This is a genomic window from Leyella stercorea DSM 18206, from assembly GCF_000235885.1.
In the GTDB taxonomy this organism is placed as follows: Bacteria; Bacteroidota; Bacteroidia; order Bacteroidales; family Bacteroidaceae; genus Prevotella; species Prevotella stercorea.
In genome coordinates this window covers 1-18,459 of the sequence record NZ_JH379476.1, presented here as the reverse complement: position 1 = coordinate 18,459, position 18,459 = coordinate 1, and the positions used below count along the sequence as shown (strand labels likewise).

Here is an 18,459-nt window from a genome sequence, read left to right as displayed (position 1 = left end):
CCGAACTAAGCCTCTTTAAGCCTTTCTAAGCCCTTGTGGAGATAGGCTGTTCTAAGCCTTTGCTAATTCATAATTGAACAATTCCTCATCGGGAAGCCGCCAATTAATAATTAATAATTAAAAATTAATAATTCATAAGGTATTCAGCGAAGATGCGTGCTGCGCTCTCCACCTTTGCTGCACACGGGCGTGTCTTGTAGTATTCGGCTGTGCGTGGCGAGGCAACGTAGCTCGACTGCGCTTTCTCATGCCCCTTCAGTCCGAGCAGCTCGGCACAGACTACCGATCCGTTCTGCACCTTAAACTCGTCGAGCAGTTCCTGCACCACCTTATAGCACATCGACTTGCCCTTACGGTCGGCACCGTCAATCTGTCCGCGGTCAAGTCCGGCGAGGATAACGATGCCCGAGACGGCACCGCACATCATGCGCATACGCCCTACTCCGCCTCCGAAGCCTGCCGCAATACGCTTCGCCATCGTGTCATCGAGGTTATATAAGTCGGCGAAGGCAGCCACAACCGACTGGCAACAGCCGTAGCCCTGCATGAAGTTGTCCACCGCACGCTGCACACATGCCTCAAGTTCGGGAGTAAGAGGTTGTTTGTCTGTTGATTTGTCCATACTGCTTAGGTTTTAATATATTAGGGAGAGATGTATAAAACATAGGAAATACCGCATCCTCCCCCCTACTGTTCACTTTAGTGGTTCAACGTGAATGTTTATGTGCGTGCGCTCGCCGAAGTGGCTGCGCAACTTGCGCTCGATGTTCGTGGCGTGGGCGTGCGACTCGTTGAGCGAGATGTTGCCCGGCATACGCAGGTGCATCTCTATGGCTATGCGACTGCCGATGCGACGTGTGCACAGATGGTGCATTCCGCTCACATCGGGCTCGCTCTGCACAATCTTCTCTATCTGCTGTTCCTCTGCGTCGGGCAGACTCTTCTCAAGCAGTTCGTCGAGCGCACCACTCACGAGCATGGCTGCCGTGCGTATGATGAAGATGCTCACCACAACGGCGGCTATGGGGTCGAGCACAGCCCACTCCTTTCCGAGGAAGATGGCTCCGCCGATGCCTATGGCTGTGCCTATGGAGGAGAGCGAGTCGCTACGGTGGTGCCATGCGTTGGCTATGACTGCCTGCGACTGCACCTCCTTGCCCACCTTGACGGTGAAGCGGTAGGTCCACTCCTTCAACATAATGCTGAAGAGTGCCGCCCACAAGGCTACGATGCCCGGTTGTTCGATCGGAGCACCGTTGAATGCTGCCCACGTGCGGTAGGAGCCACTATATAATATGTATAGTCCGACACAGAGCAACGCCACACCTATAAAAGATGTGGCGAGTGTCTCGTATTTGCCATGACCATAGTCGTGGTCCTTGTCTTCGGGCTTTGAGCTTATCTTCACGAACAACACCACTACGATGTCGGTAAGGAAGTCGGACAAGGAGTGCACGGCATCGGCTATCATAGCTGCCGAGCCACCCAGGATGCCTGCCATGAACTTGAACACCAACAGCACCACGTTCACCACGCTGCCCATGAGCGTGACGAAGTAGATGCGGTGCTCTCTGTCTTTTGTTTCCATATCAGATTAGAACTCGCTCGTAAAGTGGAACTTAATGTGCTTGAAGTCCTGCTGCGCCATCGAGAGCACGTAGCCAGAGTCGGCAAGGAACACATCGCGACCGTCGCGGTCCTTAGCCATGTACTGATACTTGCGCTTCTTGAACTGATCCAGCTCTTCTGCATCGTCGCTCTCTATCCAGCACGCCTTGTGCAGGTGTACTGGTTCCCAACGACACTTGGCGTTGTACTCGTTCTCAAGACGGTACTGAATAACCTCGAACTGGAGCTGGCCCACGGTGCCTATAATCTTGCGACCGTTGAACTGGTTGACGAACAACTGTGCCACACCTTCGTCCATGAGCTGATTGATGCCCTTCTCAAGCTGCTTCGCCTTCATCGGGTCGTCGTTCTCGATGTACTTGAACATCTCTGGTGAGAACGAGGGAAGTCCGCGGAAGTGGAGTTTCTCGCCGTCGGTGAGCGTGTCGCCAATCTTGAAGATGCCGTTATCGGGCAGACCAACGATGTCGCCCGGCCATGCCTCGTCGATGGTGCTCTTGCGCTGAGCCATGAACTGTGTGGGCGAAGAGAAGCGCAATGTCTTGCCCTGACGCACATGCAGATAGGGCTTGTTGCGCTCGAACTTACCGCTGCACACCTTGCAGAAAGCGATACATGAGCGGTGGTTGGGGTCGATGTTGGCTGTAATCTTGAAGATGAAGCCCGTGAACTTCGGCTCTTCGGGGTCTACCATGCGTTCCTCTGCCTTTGTGGGGCGTGGCGACGGAGCTATCTTGATGAAGCAGTTGAGCAGCTCCTGCACACCGAAGTTGTTGAGAGCCGAACCAAAGAATACTGGTGCCACCTCTGCCGAGCGGTATGTCTCTACGTCGAACTCTGGATATACGCCGTCGATGAGTTCAAGGTCGTCACGCAACTGCTGCGCATCCTGCTCGCCAATCTGTGCGTCGAGTTCCGGCGAGTTGATGTCTACCTCCACCTTCTCCGTCACGCGCTGCTTGTCGGGCTTGAAGAGGTCGAGCTTCTGCTCGAAGATGTTGTACACGCCCTTGAACTTGGCACCGATATTGATAGGCCATGAGAGCGGGCGCACGCTGATCTGCAACTCCTCCTCCAGCTCGTCGAGCAAGTCGAACGGGTCGCGACCCTCGCGGTCCATCTTGTTGATGAAGATGATTACGGGGGTGTTGCGCATACGGCACACCTCCATAAGCTTACGTGTCTGTGTCTCCACACCTTTCGCTCCGTCGACCACGATGATGGCAGAGTCGACAGCTGTAAGCGTGCGGTAGGTATCCTCACAGAAGTCCTGGTGACCCGGAGTGTCGAGGATATTCACCTTGTAGCCTTCGTAGTCGAACTCCATAACTGATGTTGACACCGAGATACCGCGCTGCTTCTCAATTTCCATCCAGTCGGACGTAGCACTCTTGCGTATCTTGTTGTTCTTAACTGCACCTGCCACCTGAATCTGTCCACCGAAGAGAAGGAACTTCTCGGTGAGCGTTGTCTTACCGGCATCAGGGTGTGATATGATGGCGAATGTTCGCCTGCGTTCTATTTCTTGATTCATACTTTTCTTTAATTGGGATTTCAGATAGGATAAGCCGAACTAAGCCTTCTTATGCCTCTTTAAGCCGAGGAGCCGACTTTTTACTTTTTTACCTTTTTACTTTTTTACTTTTAAAACTCCTCCTCGTCGTCAAACTTGAGACCCTCAGTCTTGTCCTTGATGTGATAGTCGCTGAGCATACCGAGGAAGGTTGAAATCTCCTTGATAGCGTGCTCCGTGTCGGGACTTATCGTCTTGTGCTGCAGGCGCAGCATCATTGTGCCGTATAGCGCATTGAGGCAGGTCTCCACCTCGTTCACGTCCTTGTCGCCCTTGTTGCGCAGCTCCACGATGAACGGCAACACACGATAGTACTCGGCGTTGTAGAACGGGAAGCGCGAGCTCTGCAGCAGCTGGTTGTGCAGGTCGTTCATGTCCTTCACAACAATCTGGTTGATGGCGAGATGTCCGCCCTCGCGCTTACCTTCCGAGTTCATCATAGTGATGAGAGCACCATACCAGTCGACCATCTCCGCACGCTGCTCGTCGGTATAGTCGGCGAAGCGTGCGATGTACTCGTTCTTGATGCGCGACAGCTGGCAGCCATAGGCGCGGATAATATCCTCCACCTGCCACATATAGAGCACGAACTCCGCCGTGCTCTTCTTTCTTAATTCTTGAGAAATAAACATATTGTTAGCTTTTTCTTACTATAACTAAGCCGTTGTAAGCCTCTTTAAGCCTTGCTAAGCCCCTTTAATAAAGCCTTGCTAAGCCCTCCCCGACGGGGAGGGGTGGGAGGAACTCCCTTTAAGCCTTGCTAAGCCCTCCCTATGGGGGAGGGTTGGGAGGAGCTTCTTAATACGGCAGCGTGTACAGATTGAACACTGTGCCCAGAAGCATAATCAGCGAGAAGATGACCACGATGCAGCCCACCACACGATTGATGATGAGGATGCCGCTCTGGTCGAACTTACCGCGCACCTTGTCTACGAGCCACGACAGACCAAACCACCACAGCATAGCACCAAACACTATGCTTGCATAACCTATCGACATCTCCAACGGACGCTTCGGCACCACAAAGGCAAACTGAGCAAAGAGGAAGATGAAGAGGAAGATGATAAGCGGATTGGAGAGTGTCACCAAGAACGCCGTGAAGCAGTTGTGCATCAGCGTGCCCTTCTGCGGTTTGTTGCTCCGATGAATATTCTTCGTCGGGTTGGAGCGATAGCAGTAGATGCCAAACAATAGCAATACAATACTGCCACTTATCTGAAGCATAAAACGCGTACGCTCGTTGCTCACAAGATCCATGACAAAACTCATACCGACACCCGTAAACAACGCATATATGAAGTCGCTGATACAAGCACCGATACCCGTAACAAAACCATACCAGCGACCTTTATTCAGAGTTCGTTGTATGCAAAGCACCCCCACCGGACCCATCGGAGCCGATGCCATGATGCCAATCAGTATTCCATGGAATACAAAGTCTAAAATATCTAATTGAATTGGAAAGTGCATAACAATTGCAAAATTGCGAATTTTATGCGATATAGGCAAATTTTAGTGTTAAAACTTTGTGCGATTAAGACATTTTTAATACCTTTGCCCATAGACAAAACACTCGTTTACTTGTTAACTTGTCAACTGGCTTACGAGCAACTTGTCAACTCGTCAACTCGTCAACTATTCTATTAATTTACTAAATAAAAACAAAAAATGACAGAAGATTTATTGAAACCGTATGTAATCGGTTTGGACCTCGGAGGCACAAACTCTGTGTTTGGTATCGTTGACAGCCGTGGTGAAATCAAAGCTACCACAGCCATCAAGACCCAGGGATATGGCAACAATGTTCAGGCTTACGTAGACGCAGCTGTAGAGGCTCTGCAGATCATCATCGACCAGGTAGGCGGCATCAGCAAGATTAAGGCTATGGGTATCGGCGCTCCTAACGGCAACTACTACAACGGCACCATCGAGTTCGCTCCGAATCTTGAGTGGGGACGCGACGGTGTAGTGCCTTTGGCTAAGCTCTTCAGCGACAAACTCGGCATTCCAGTAGCACTCACCAACGACGCTAACGCAGCAGCCATCGGCGAGATGACCTACGGTGTAGCTCGCGGCATGAAGAACTTCATCGTCATCACTCTCGGCACAGGCGTCGGCTCTGGCATCGTAGTGAACGGACAGCTCGTTTACGGTTGCGATGGTTTCGCCGGCGAGCTCGGTCACGTTATCGTGAAGGAGAACGGACGCGACTGCGGATGCGGACGCAAAGGCTGCCTCGAAACCTACTGCTCGGCTACTGGCGTAGCACGCTCAGCACGCGAGTTCCTCGCTAACAGCGACGAGCCGTCACTCCTCCGCGAACTCGACCCAGAGAAGATTACTTCTTACGACGTGTCTATGGCTGCTGCCAAGGGCGACAAGATTGCTCTCGACATCTACGAGTTCACTGGTCGTCTGCTCGGCGAGTCATGCGCCAACTTCGCAGCCTTCTCTTCACCAGAAGCATTCATCTTCTTCGGTGGTCTGACAAAAGCAGGTGCTCTTATCATGGACCCGATCAAGAAGGCATACGACGAGAACGTGCTCAACATCTTCAAGGGCAAGGCTAAGTTCCTCGTAAGTGCTCTCGAAGGCTCTTCAGCAGCCGTGCTCGGTGCATCAGCAGTAGGCTGGGACATCCAGAAGTAACCTCAAGGGGTGCACTTTTAGGGGGTGCACTTTTAGGGGGTGCACTTGTCTCAAGTGCACCAACCGAGCAAGAACTGCACCAACCGAGCAAGAACTGCTCCAACAAACATAGTCCTATTAAGACAATGTGCAACCATGCACAAAGCCTTTATAGGACTTTTTTCGTATTCAAAAGACCCTGAAAGCGATTTTTGTGTTCTAAAATTTGGCGATTTGGCACATTCATATTATTTTTGCACTTACATAATCGTTTAACCAAAATCTATTAGCCCACCCCCAAAAATATGTACGCAATCATCATCAACGCCGTAGCCATCATCATCGGCAGTGCCATCGGAGCCTTGTTTCAGCGAGGCATCAGCGAGAAATATGTCAACGTCCTCAACACCGCAATGGGACTTTGCGCCATCACCTTAGGTGCGAATGTTGCGATGGAAAGTATGCAGAAGTCAGAATACCCCGTGCTCTTCATCTTCTGCCTGTCGATTGGCGGACTCATCGGCACACTCCTCAAAATGGATCAACACATGGATCGCGCCACACGTAGCATCTCAGGCAGCAACCTTGCCGAAGGCATCACCACCGCCATTCTACTCTGCTGCGTCGGCACACTCGCCATGATGGGTCCCGTGATGAGCGCACTCTACGACGACAACACCTATCTCATGACTGCCGCCACGCTCAACTTCGTCACCGTTCTGGTGCTCGCCTCGTCGTACGGTTTCGGCATAGCACTCACTGGCATCGCTGTGTTCGTATGGATGTCGTCAATCTACGGCATTGCACTGCTCTCGCAGTCGCTCATCTCCCACGAACTCATCACCGAAGTGTCGCTCGTCGGCGGCATACTCATCACCGCTTCTGGCTTAGGCATACTGCACATCAAAGACTGCAAGACCATCAATCTGCTGCCCGCCCTCTTCATGCCTATTTTTTTCTTCGCCCTGCGCGCCCTTTGCGCCCAGTTCGGCATCAATTTCTAACTTAATAAACCATATTGTTTGACCTTTGATACACCGCCAAACAATTAACAATTAGAATAAAAAACAGTGGCGCAACTCTCAACGAGCTGCGCCACTGTCACTATGTTTAACTTGAAAAAATTTCGTAATCAATGAAGATTCTCACGAGCCTTCATGGCTACCTTGTTAAACAATCGTTACCTTAAACCTAATAACTAAAAACCTAAATCTATTACTACTAACCTAAACAATCTATTAATCTTTTGACGATGCAAAGGTATAAACAATCTGCTGTTTGCGCAAACAATCAGAGCAAAACATTCAAATTTTCGCCTCTTTATTGACTTAAATCAACATATGTGCACGAACACAACTATATTTTTACCATCCGCCGCCCAGCGCCTTGTACATCCTAACCATGGTGATTTGCTTGTCGCGGATGGCGTTGCTAAGACCTATTTGCGCGTCGAAGTAGCTACGCTGGGCATCGAGCACATCAAGGTAACCGATTACGCCGTTGATGTACTGCAGCTGTGCCAATTCCATAGCCACCTTTGACGAACGCTCCAACTCACGACGCGATTCGTAGATCTCCTCAATCTTGTTGAAGTCGACGATGGCGTTGCGGGCGTCCTTGAAAGCACAAAGCACAGCCTTCTCGTATGCGTAGCAGGCTTGCTCGTAGGCAGCTTTCTGTGCTTTCAGCATGGCGCGGTTCTTACCCATAGCAAAAAGCGGTCCCAGGAGATTAGCACTGAGGTAGTGGATGGGCGACTTGAAGAAGTCGCCCATTTCCTTGCTCTCCAAACCGTAACTGGCAGTAAGTGTGATGCGCGGAAAGAGGTTGGTGAATGCCATGCCCACGGCGGCGTTACTTGCTATAAGACGTTGTTCGGCTTCGCGCACATCGGGGCGGCGCTCCAACAAGGTGGAGGGGAGCCCGACGGGCAGCGACTCGGGCAACTTCACTTCTTCGGGAAGTATTGAGCGATGTATCACCTGCGGATATTCGCCTGCAAGGAAAGCGATGTCGTTCTCTTTAATAGAGATCTTACGCTCCAGCTCTGGCACCAGTGTAGCGGTGCGGGCGTATTCCACCTTTGCCTGCTGATACGATGTCTCAGAAGTAAGACCGCCTTCGAAACGCAGTTTGGCGAGGCGCACGCCTTCTTCGCGCGCTTTCAAGGTCTGGCGCACAATCTTCAGTTCGTTATCCAAGGCTACCAACTCGAAGTAGGATTGCGCCACTTCGGAGATGATGCTCATCTTCAAGGCACGCTGTGCTTCGATGCTTCCCAAGAACTGCGCCATGCTCTTGTCCTTAGCCCAACGGAGGTTGCCCCACAAGTCGAGTTCCCACGAAGCAATGAACTTAGCATGCTGCTTGGTGCTGTTCTTATAATTATCGCCACCATAGTTGGTGCCCTCCTTTTCTATAAAGGCTTTGGCGTCTATGCGCGGAAAGAGGTTTGCCCAATCGATGCGCTTCATGGCTGCCAACTCCTTTACACGCGCACTGGAAATCAGCAAGTCCTTGTTATGCTCCAATGTCTTGCTGATGAGCTGCTGCAAAGTGGTATCGGTGTACATCTCCCACCACTGCATATCGGCAATGGTGAGCGTATCGTTCTGAGGAGCCTTAGAGAGCCGTTCGGGCAGATTAAGCTCCGGACGTGTATAGTGTTGGCCCAGCTGGCAAGAAGCCATACTGAGACTTCCTGCCACGACGAGCATATAGAATAGTATCTTTTTCATTGTGTTCGCTTTTTATAATAAACAACATTACGCTTGCTTGCGGAGGGTGGTGGCTTTTGCCTTGTTCTTCATCTTATATATAAGTACGAAGAAGAAAGGCACCAGGAGTATTCCGACGGTTACGGCTACTATCATTCCGAAGAACACACCGGTACCGATGGCTTGACGGCTGGCTGAACCCGGACCGCTGGCTATGACCATAGGCAGCATACCTAAGATGAATGCCAACGAGGTCATTAGGATTGGGCGGAAACGCAGCTGCGACGCATGAAGCGCGGCTTCTACCACGTCTACCCCACGGTCTACCTGCTCTTTGGCGAACTCTACAATCAGGATGGCGTTCTTGGCAGCCAATCCGACAAGCATCACGAGACCTATCTGGAAGTAGACATCGTTCTCGAGTCCGCACGCCCACACACCGAGGTAAGCACCTAAGGCTGCTATCGGCAACGTGAAGAGAACAGCGATTGGCACCGTCCAACTCTCGTAGAGTGCAGACAGGAAGAGGAATACGAAGAGGAACACCAATGCCAGCACCATCGCGGTTTGTCCGCCGGCTTGTTTCTCCTGATACGAGAGTCCGCTCCATTCTATACCGATGTTCTCTGGAAGATGCTTGCGGGCAATCTCTTCTATCGCTTGCATCGCCTGTCCCGAACTGTATCCTTCGGCTGCGCCGCCTCTGATCACGGTGCTATTGAACATATTGAAACGCTTGATGCTACCGGGACCTGTGGTGTATCTTGTAGTGCCGAGCGAGGTTAGCGGAATCATCGCATTGTCGCTTCCGCGCACAAAGAAGAGGTTGATATTGTCCTTGTGCTCGCGGTAGTTGGCTTCAGCCTGAATATACACACGATAGATGCGGTTGAACATATTGAAGTCGTTCACATACACCGATCCGGTATAAGCCTTCATTGTAGAGAATACATCTGCCATCGGCACGCCGGCAAACTTCACCTTGTCGCGGTCTACGTCGAAGTAAAGCTGCGGTATTTCTGCCTGAAGCGATGACGACAGTCCTGAAAGTTCCTTGCGTTGCTGGGCGTAGTGGAGCAGAGTGTCTGTAGCTGCAGCCAACTGTTCGAAGGTGGCATCGCCACGGGCTTCGAGCTGCATTTCGAAACCGCCCGAACTACCCAAACCGGGGATGACGGGAGGAGTGGAAAGATACACCTTGCATTCGGGGTAAGCCGAAAGCTCTTTCTTTACCTGCGCCATGATGGCATCAATAGTCTGTTCGCCTCGCTTTTCCCACGGTTTCAGGATAACAGTAAGGTCGGTACGCGCCTGACTGGTTCCTACACGCGGACTGCTGCCCACTACGCTCTGCACATAATCGACCGACGGCAGAGACATAAGGTACTCTACCGCCTTGGCGCTTACGACACGGCTACGCTCAAGTGTAGCTCCTTCGGGCAACTCCAGTTCTACACGGAAGTATCCCTGATCCTCGGTTGGGAGGAAGCTGGTAGGAATGATGCGGTGCAGCACAAGAATGGCGATAAGCACTACTCCAAACGAGCTTAACACGCGACGCTTATGGCGCAAGATGCGCTTGATAAGAACCACATATTTATTAGTACCCACGCCCAGCCAGTCGTTGATGCGGCGGAACACAATGTTCTTACGCTTGTTGGGGTCTTCTTTCTTCAGAATGAGCGAACACATCACGGGACTAAGCGTGAGAGCTACGACCGTAGAAAGCAATACCGACACCACGATGGTGATGGTGAACTGACGATACAGCAGTCCGGTGATGCCGGGCAGAAAACTAACGGGCACGAACACGGCAGCCAACACCAAAGAGGTAGCGATGATAGCACCGACCAATCCCTCCATGGCTTTCTTTGTAGCCTGATACGGCGAGAGGTTCTCTTCGTCCATGATGCGTTCTACGTTTTCTACCACCACGATGGCATCGTCCACCACAATACCGATGGCAAGCACCAGTCCGAGCAAGGTAAGCATATTCAGCGAGAAGCCGAAGATAAGCATAAAGCCGAACGTACCGATAAGCGAGATGGGCACTGCCACAAGCGGGATAAGCGTAGCACGCCAACTCTGCAATGAGAGGTAGACCACGAGGATAACCAGAACGAGGGCTTCAAACAGGGTTTTGTACACTTCATGGATGGATTCGGAAATATACGTGGTCATGTCGAACGGTATTTCGTAGCTGAGACCCTCGGGGAAGTTGGCACTGATCTCCTTCATGGCTTCCTTCACCTTGCCAGCCACTTCCATGGCGTTGGCACCCGGAAGCATATAGATGCCCAGCACGGCAGCGTTTCCGCCGTTTATTCCGCTCTCTGTGCTGTACGACGAAGCCTCAAGCGAGATGCGTGCAACGTCGCGCAGACGAATGATTGAGCCGTCGGGATTGGCGCGTACTACGATTTCCTCAAACTGGCTCACGGTAGACAGACGGCCCTTGGTGCTGATGGGGATAGTGATGTCGGGTCCGCTCATGGGTTGCTGACCCAACACTCCGGCTGCCGACTCGCGGTTCTGGTCTTTTATGGCAGACTGGATATCGGCTACGGTAAGTCCGAAGTTGGCCATCTTGTCGGGCTGCACCCATATCTGCATGGCATAGTAGCGGCTGCCGATATTCGACACACGACCTACGCCGGGGATGCGTCGCAGCAGGTCGAGCACGTTGAGCGTAGCAAAGTTGCTCAGGTAGATTTCGTCGAACTTAGGGTCGGAAGAGGTAAGACAGATAGTGAGCAACTGGCTTGGTGCCTGCTTCTCTACCGAAATGCCGTTCTGCACTACTTCGGCTGGCAGACGCGATTCTGCCAACTTGATGCGGTTCTGTATTTCTACTGCCGCCAAATCGGGATCGCTATTAATATCGAAAGTAACGGTGGCAGAGAATCCGCCTGTGTTCGTACTGTTCGATTCCATGTAGAGCATACCCGGAGTACCGTTAAGCTCTTGCTCGATAGGCGTAGCCACGGCTTGCGAAACGGTCAGAGCGCTTGCACCAGGATATGATGCTCCGATCTTCACAACGGGTGGCGTGATTTGCGGATATTGGTCAATAGGCAACATCGTGAGACCGATGATGCCGACAATGACTATCAATATGGAGATGACAGCCGAGAAGATCGGTCTGTCAATGAAAAAACTAACTTTCATATTCGCACGTTATTTTCTGTTTGTGTTCGCTGTAGGCTTTACGGGGTTCACCTTAACACCCGGTGTAAGCTTGTGGAAGCCTTCGGTCACAATATTCTCGTTGGCTGCCAAGCCTCGTTCCACTACCACTTGGTTTCCAACTTCCGGACCAAGCTCTATGAAGCGGCGTTCCACGATATTGTCGCGGCGCATTACGTAGATGTAGGCTCCTCCCTTTTCTATAATAACCGATTTCATGGGCACCACGATAGAGTGCTCACGTACATCGAGCAGCAGCTTTACTTTGGTAAACTGACCGGGCAGCAACACACGGTTAGGATTCGGCATCTCGGCACGTACGGAGAAAGTGCCTGTGCGAGGGTCTACCTGAGGTTCTGCGAAATCTACCAATCCCTTGTGCGGATACACCGTATTATCGGCAAGGGTGATGGTTACATTCGGTTGCCATGAACGTGTGTCGTCTTTCTGACCGAGCAACACATTGCGCTCCTTGCTCTTCAGATAGTCGAGTGCCGTCATGCTGAAGTCCACCAGTACGGTGTCACTCTTCACCACAGTCGCTAACAGCGACTTGGCACCCGGTCCGACAAGAGTGCCTAAGTCTACATGGCGTTCGCTGATATGTCCTGCAATCGGAGATCGCACCACAGTACGCCCTAACTCTAATTCCGCTTGGTCGAGGTCGGCTTTGCTCATGCCCACCGAGGCTACAGCTGTTTCGTACGCAGCAATGGCGTTGTCGAGATCGAGCTGGCTGGCAGCATTCTGCTTGTAAAGCGGACGGATACGCTCCAAATCGCGCTTCGCCTTCAGCGCCTGCGCTTCATCCTTCTTCAGCTGCGCACGCACCTTGTCTGCCTTAGCCTTGTATTGGTCTTGATTGATAACAAACAACACCTGGTCCTTATTCACATAAGTACCTTCTGCAAACAGCATCTTCTCAAGATAGCCCTCAACGCGAGCGCGCACTTCTACGAACTGCTGAGCGCGTACACGACCTACATATTCGCCGTAAATCTCTACGTCTTTTTGTGTTGCCGGAGCAACAACCACTGTGGGAAGTTCGGGTTCGGGTTCAGAACGATGGGTAGCTATCAGATAAACTCCAATAACCAAAGCGATGCATAATACTGCAAGTGCTGTTCTTTTCTTCTTCAATGCCAATTCTCTCTTTGTATAAAACAGTCTCATATCTGGGATTTATATATTTATTGTTGATTAATAACAAGACAGGGGACAAATTACGTGCCACACATCATATTTTATCTTAAAGCACTCGTAACCAGCCGATTGCTTATTTACGCCATATCCAACAAGTGTAGAAACCGGTCTACACAGTGTGGAATTTTTCCACATATCATAACTCTTAATGGACTGTATTACGAAAGCACTTGCCAAATTGTAAAATTATTAGTAATTTAGCGACCCGTAAAAGGAACAAAATAAAATATAAATAGTGCAAGCATACAATTCCAAACCTCATTACGCCCTACTCGACGGTCTGCGCGGTGTAGCCGCCCTGCTCGTCGTATGGTATCACGTGTTCGAAGGCTTCCAGTTCGCCGGCAACAAGCCCGTCATCGACTTCATCAACCACGGCTATCTCGCTGTCGACTTCTTCTTCATCCTCTCAGGCTTCGTAGTGGGCTACGCCTACGACAGTCGTTGGGGCAAGACGCTCACCACGGGCGGATTCTTCCGTCGCCGTCTGATACGCCTGCAACCGATGGTGTGCATGGGCGCACTCATCGGTGCCGTGTCTTTCCTACTTACTGGCATGGAGCGTTGGGACGGCTCGCACGCCACTCTCGGGCTTACACTTCTTGCCTTCGTATGTGGCTGTTTGATGCTGCCGGCTCTACCAGGTATGCCACGCGAGGTGCGTGGCAACGGCGAGATGTTTCCGCTCAACGGACCGTGCTGGTCGCTCTTCTTCGAGTATATCGGCAACATCGTGTATGCGCTCATCATACGCCGACTTTCCACACGCTTGCTCTCCCTGCTGACGGTAGCATTGTGCTGCACACTGACGTGGTTCGCCGTCACCGATCAGTCTGGCTACGGGTCTATCGGTGTGGGTTGGACTGTAGACAGCATGAATATGCTCGGCGGATCGCTGCGTATGCTCTGCCCGTTCACAGCCGGTGTGTTGCTTTCGCGCGTCTTCAAGCCTTTCAATAACGTGCGTGGTGCGTTTTGGATAAGCACCGCTGTGCTACTCGCACTCTTCCACGTACCTTATATAAATAGTAGCTATGCGCTCGGTGGCATCTTTCACACGCTTAGTCTGAATGGCGTGTTCGAAAGCGTATGCATCGTCGCAATCTTCCCCTTGATAGTGTGGCTTGCCGCGTCAGGCAAGACAACCGATGCCGCTTCAACACGCATCTGCCGCTTCCTGGGCGACATATCCTACCCGCTCTACATCGTCCACTACCCGCTGATGTACGCCTTCTACCGCTGGCTCATCAAGACCAAACAGTACACCCTGCAAGAGACATGGTACGTAGCGCTGGCTGTTGTAGTTGGCAGCATCGTATTGGCATGGCTGTGCCTTAAACTATACGACGTGCCCGTTAGAAAATGGCTCGCTAAGGTATGGCACTAACCCTGGATATTTACTTCTTCTTTATCTCGTAACCTATTTTCTTGAAAGCCTCAACATAGTCGTTGTATTTGGCCTTTCTGCCGTCGTACACGATTGTCACTTTCTGGTCGTCCACAGAGGTTGCGATTTTCTTTGTGCCTTTCACAAAGCGGATGTTGCTCTTTATCTTCTTCTCGCAGTTCTGACAGTGCATCTGCGGCTGTGTTGTTACTACCAGTGTGTCAGTTGCTGTCTGCGCAAAACTGTTGCCGGCAAGCATGAGCATAAATGCCATTAAAAGATTCTTTTTCATATTATTCTTATTTTATATTGGTTACTATATATTTGGGTTACTATAACTTTTCAAGTTTGAAGCGTACTCCGACGTATGCCATGGCTCCCGTAACGGGTCCCCACACTTGTGTGGCATCGAACGCCGCGCTCCACGGGTGATGTGCATGGCGTATCGGGGCGTCAATCTTATAGTTGGTGAGATTCTCGCCACCTAAGTACAGACTGAAGTGATGGAACTCCCTGGTCACCTGCGCCTGCAACTGGAAGTAGGCTGGATAGCTACTCTGGTCGTACAGCTCGCCGCCACCGTTCAGCTGACCCGTCACGTCAAACTGCCACAGTTCGAGCGGTGTCTTGTACGAGAGCGTGAGCAAGCCTTTGTAGCGCGAAGTGAGGGGCTTCTGTCGCAGACTGCCGTCGTAGGTGCACTTCACGTCGTTAAGACGGAAGGCGGCTGTGGCTGTCATGCCGCTGAACAACGCGTATGTGGCGTCAACCTGAAAGGTGTGACTATAGCTCTTGCCGTCGAGGTTCTCGAAGCGAAGCGTGTGCTGTCCACTCGCTCCGTCGAAGTTCATTATCATCTGATTGACGAAGTCGGTGTAGTAATACTCCGCGTTCAGCTCCAGATTTCTGCCGAAGAGCGGTATATTGAAGCCCAACGAAGCGCCCGTGTTCCATGCTTCCTCCTGCTTTAGGTCGGGCGATACGAATATCTCTCTGCCACTTGCCAAGAGCGACACGTTCTCAGCCAGAGCATGTGGCGAGCGATAGCCCTTGCCCACCGAGGTGCGGAGCGTGACGATGCTGTTCGGAGAGTATTTTACGTGCAGACGCGGCGTGAAGAAACCGCCGTAACGACTCGAATGATCCCAACGCACGCCAGGCATAACAGTGAGCTTCTCGCCCAACTTATATGTATATTGTGCATACACACCCGGTGTCGTCTCCTTAGAAACAGTGCTCTCAGCTCGTGCCAGTGTGCCCAACGGATTGAAGCGTTCGTCGTAATAGTCGTGGTTGAGCGATGCACCGACGCTTAGGTTGTGATGCTCCGTGATGTCGGTTTCGAACATCAGCTGCGCATATCCGTTCTTCTGGGTGACATCATACTCGGTGCGTCCGAAGATGTTGTCTGCATCGTGCCACGATCCGTGCAGCATAAGTGCGACGGACGTGTTGTGGTCGGCGTTCAGCGTAAAGCCGTTCTTCCACTGTGCCTCGTAGCGGTTGGTCTTCACCCCAGTTGTGTAGAGAGGTTCAGACGAAGCGGTTGCCGAATGCTTGCGGCTCTGCCCTCCATTGCGCTCGTCGTGCAAGCCGCGCAGCATCAGCTGACTGATCCAGCGTGGCGACACATAAGCCCAGCGGTGCATCATGTTATACTGGCGCAACTTCGGCATATCCATAAAGCCGTCGCCGTTGCCGTCGTGGTCCATTTGGCGGTTCTCGAAGTGGAGAAGTGTTGCGGTAGAAAGGCGTTCGTTGAGATGAACGCTTCCGTCGAGGTTCACCTCCGTTTTCAGTTCGCTGTCCTGATAAACGTTCGCACGCACGCCATCGGTGCCCTGCGGCTTCAGAAACTCGATGTTTATCTGTCCCGTTGTACTTTCGTATCCGTTCTTCACGCTCGACGCTCCCTTGCTCACCTGTATCGACTGCATCCAGGGCCCCGGCACATAACCTAAGCTGTATGGCAGGGCTGCGCCTCGCAGGTTGGGCACGTTCTCGGTGAGCATCTGCACGTAGGTGCCGCTCAGTCCGAGCAGCTTTATCTGCCTGGCGCCGGTGGCAGCATCGCTGTAGCTAACGTCTACCGACGGATTGGCTGTGAACGACTCGCCCAAGTTGCAGCAAGCCGCACGTATCAGCTGTCCCTGCCCTATTATCTCGGCGTTGTCAACCCGGAATCTCGACTTGATGCCGTTCGTGGCTTTCACCACCACAGCTTTCAGCTCGCGGGTATCGGCTATGCTATCGGTCTGCGCCAGCATCTGCTGCGACACAAACAAAACTCCTAAGAAGCATACGTGTGGTTTTCTCATAATCATTTCAAATACGTACTTGTATAATACCCTCTATATATTTCCGTACAAAGATATATATTTCTGCTTATACATTTACGCCAAACACCGAACGCAGCTTACAAATTCTCGGTTTTCCAACGTTTTTTAATATTACTTTGCATAAGAGCCTCACGCTACCCAACTGCCAATATCTCCATACAAAAGCAGCATGAGAAAAACAACTCTTAACATAAAACACAAATATCACAATCTGTTGGTTGATGTAACACGTATTTCAATAAAAATACTGTAACTTTGTAGAAGAATTAAGGATAACCATTTTTAACCCAATATTATGAGCATCAATATTCAGAGAAATAAGAAGAAAAGAGTAGTAATCGTTGGTGGCGGACTCGGCGGACTGCGCCTTGCAGAAGACCTCTACGGGTCGGGTATGCAGGTAGTGCTGATCGACAAGAACAACTTCCACCAGTTTCCGCCGCTTATCTATCAGATAGCGTCGGCAGGTATCGACCCGAGCAGCATCTCGTTCCCCTTCCGACAGATATTCCGTAAGCGCAAGGACTTCTATTTCCGCATGGCAGAGGCTCGTATGGTGGACAGCGAGAAGAAGATTTTGCAGACCTCTATCGGCAAAATCGACTACGACTATCTCGTGCTGGCAGCCGGTGCTACGACCAACTTCTTCGGCAACAAGAACATCGAGGAGTGGGCCATACCGATGAAGACGGTGCCCGAGGCGATGGGGTTGCGCAACGCCCTGCTCTCCAACTTGGAGCGTGCTCTCACCTGCGCCACTGAGGAGGAACGCCAGGAACTGCTCAACGTCGTCATCGTGGGCGGCGGCGCAACGGGCGTAGAGATTGCCGGCGCGCTCGCAGAGATGAGACGCTACGTCATACCGTACGACTACCCCGACATGGACTCGTCGTTGATGCACATATACCTCATCGAGGCGGGCGACCGCCTGCTTGCCGGACTCTCGCAGGAGTCGTCGCAAAAAGCGTACGAGTTCCTCAAGAGCATGGGCGTAGACATACAGTTCGGCAAGATGGTGACCGACTACCGCGACCACAAGGTCGTCATGAAGGACGGCACCGAGATACCTACACGTACGTTCCTCTGGGTGTCGGGCATCAGAGCAAACGCCATGCCCGGCATCGACGAGAGCCGCTTGGGTCGCGGCTTCCGCTTCAAGGTGGACGAGTTCAACCGCATTCAAGGTGTCGACGACGTATTCGCCATCGGCGACCAGTGTCTGCAGACCTCCGACGCAGCCTACCCCAACGGCCATCCGCAGGTGGCGCAGGTGGCTATACAGCAGGCTAAGAACCTCGCCAAGAACCTCAAGCTCATCAACCAGGGCGCAGACAGCAATGCTCTCACCGCGTTCCACTACAAGAACCTCGGCTCGATGGCTACCATCGGACGCAACAAGGCGGTCGTAGAGATAGGCAAGTTCCGCAGTCAGGGCTTCTTCGCCTGGGTGCTGTGGCTCGTCGTCCACCTGCGTTCTATCCTCGGCGTGAAGAACAAGATGATGGTGCTGCTCAACTGGCTCTGGAAGTACGTCAGCTACAACGACTCTATCCGCATGATCACCTACGCCACAAAGCCGCGCGAGGTGGAAGAGCGCATGAAACGCGAGCAGACAACGCACCTCGGCGAGGACTTGATGGAGTAAAAAAGTGTTGCCACGCTACCGAAACAACATTGCCACGCTACTACAACAACATTGCCACGCTACCGAAACTTCATTGCCACGCTACCGCAACTTCATTGTCGCAGCGTGGCAACAACCTATGTTGTAGTTTAACGCTTTTAGTTGACTACTTT

General features: G+C 51.9%; 14 protein-coding genes. 4 read left to right on the top strand and 10 right to left on the bottom strand.

What is annotated here, in order from left to right:
• Positions 1-124 precede the first annotated feature (124 nt).
• From HMPREF0673_RS12990 to HMPREF0673_RS12970, 5 genes are all read right to left on the bottom strand, one after another.
• A complete protein-coding gene (locus HMPREF0673_RS12990) occupies positions 125-622 on the bottom strand; it encodes a C-GCAxxG-C-C family protein (RefSeq protein ID WP_007903372.1) in 498 nt (165 codons plus the stop codon).
• 72 nt (positions 623-694) lie between these two features.
• Positions 695-1,588 carry a cation diffusion facilitator family transporter gene (locus tag HMPREF0673_RS12985; RefSeq protein ID WP_007903371.1) on the bottom strand — a complete coding sequence of 298 codons (894 nt, stop codon included), beginning with the start codon at positions 1,586-1,588 and terminating at the stop codon, positions 695-697.
• A gap of 6 nt (positions 1,589-1,594) precedes the next feature.
• Positions 1,595-3,163 carry a peptide chain release factor 3 gene (locus tag HMPREF0673_RS12980; RefSeq protein ID WP_007903370.1) on the bottom strand — a complete coding sequence of 523 codons (1,569 nt, stop codon included), beginning with the start codon at positions 3,161-3,163 and terminating at the stop codon, positions 1,595-1,597.
• 110 nt (positions 3,164-3,273) lie between these two features.
• Entirely contained in the window at positions 3,274-3,834 is a 561-nt protein-coding gene (locus tag HMPREF0673_RS12975; RefSeq protein WP_007903369.1) for a DUF4924 family protein, read from the bottom strand.
• A 166-nt stretch (positions 3,835-4,000) separates the two neighbouring features.
• Positions 4,001-4,672, bottom strand: a complete 672-nt coding sequence (locus HMPREF0673_RS12970; RefSeq protein ID WP_007903368.1) for a LysE family translocator — start codon at positions 4,670-4,672, stop codon at positions 4,001-4,003.
• Between the two features lie 198 nt (positions 4,673-4,870).
• On the opposite strand from HMPREF0673_RS12970, the gene HMPREF0673_RS12965 reads away from it, so the two are divergent.
• Complete coding sequence (locus tag HMPREF0673_RS12965) at positions 4,871-5,851, top strand: ROK family protein (RefSeq protein WP_007903360.1); 981 nt, start codon at positions 4,871-4,873, stop codon at positions 5,849-5,851.
• A gap of 284 nt (positions 5,852-6,135) precedes the next feature.
• Positions 6,136-6,834 carry a DUF554 domain-containing protein gene (locus tag HMPREF0673_RS12960; RefSeq protein ID WP_007903358.1) on the top strand — a complete coding sequence of 233 codons (699 nt, stop codon included), beginning with the start codon at positions 6,136-6,138 and terminating at the stop codon, positions 6,832-6,834.
• Between the two features lie 360 nt (positions 6,835-7,194).
• Here HMPREF0673_RS12960 and HMPREF0673_RS12955 read toward each other — a convergent pair whose 3' ends face one another.
• From HMPREF0673_RS12955 to HMPREF0673_RS12945, 3 genes are read right to left on the bottom strand one after another with little or no spacing between them, the layout of a single operon-like run.
• Entirely contained in the window at positions 7,195-8,568 is a 1,374-nt protein-coding gene (locus tag HMPREF0673_RS12955) for an efflux transporter outer membrane subunit (protein WP_007903357.1), read from the bottom strand.
• A 27-nt stretch (positions 8,569-8,595) separates the two neighbouring features.
• The gene (locus HMPREF0673_RS12950) at positions 8,596-11,715 is read right to left on the bottom strand and encodes an efflux RND transporter permease subunit (protein WP_007903356.1); all 3,120 of its coding nucleotides are present in this window, start codon (positions 11,713-11,715) and stop codon (positions 8,596-8,598) included.
• 9 nt (positions 11,716-11,724) lie between these two features.
• Positions 11,725-12,906 carry an efflux RND transporter periplasmic adaptor subunit gene (locus HMPREF0673_RS12945; protein WP_007903355.1) on the bottom strand — a complete coding sequence of 394 codons (1,182 nt, stop codon included), beginning with the start codon at positions 12,904-12,906 and terminating at the stop codon, positions 11,725-11,727.
• Between the two features lie 265 nt (positions 12,907-13,171).
• Here HMPREF0673_RS12945 and HMPREF0673_RS12940 point away from each other — a divergent pair, with 265 nt between their 5' ends.
• Complete coding sequence (locus tag HMPREF0673_RS12940) at positions 13,172-14,323, top strand: acyltransferase family protein (RefSeq protein WP_007903353.1); 1,152 nt, start codon at positions 13,172-13,174, stop codon at positions 14,321-14,323.
• Between the two features lie 10 nt (positions 14,324-14,333).
• On the opposite strand, the gene HMPREF0673_RS12935 is transcribed toward HMPREF0673_RS12940, so the two are convergent.
• A complete protein-coding gene (locus HMPREF0673_RS12935; protein ID WP_007903351.1) occupies positions 14,334-14,615 on the bottom strand; it encodes a heavy-metal-associated domain-containing protein in 282 nt (93 codons plus the stop codon).
• Between the two features lie 40 nt (positions 14,616-14,655).
• Entirely contained in the window at positions 14,656-16,641 is a 1,986-nt protein-coding gene (locus HMPREF0673_RS12930) for a TonB-dependent receptor plug domain-containing protein (protein WP_172633670.1), read from the bottom strand.
• Positions 16,642-16,957: 316 nt separating this feature from the next.
• On the opposite strand from HMPREF0673_RS12930, the gene HMPREF0673_RS12925 reads away from it, so the two are divergent.
• Positions 16,958-18,307 (top strand): NAD(P)/FAD-dependent oxidoreductase, encoded by a 1,350-nt coding sequence (locus tag HMPREF0673_RS12925; RefSeq protein WP_007903342.1) that lies wholly within the window; start codon positions 16,958-16,960, stop codon positions 18,305-18,307.
• The last annotated feature ends 152 nt before the right edge of the window (positions 18,308-18,459 follow it).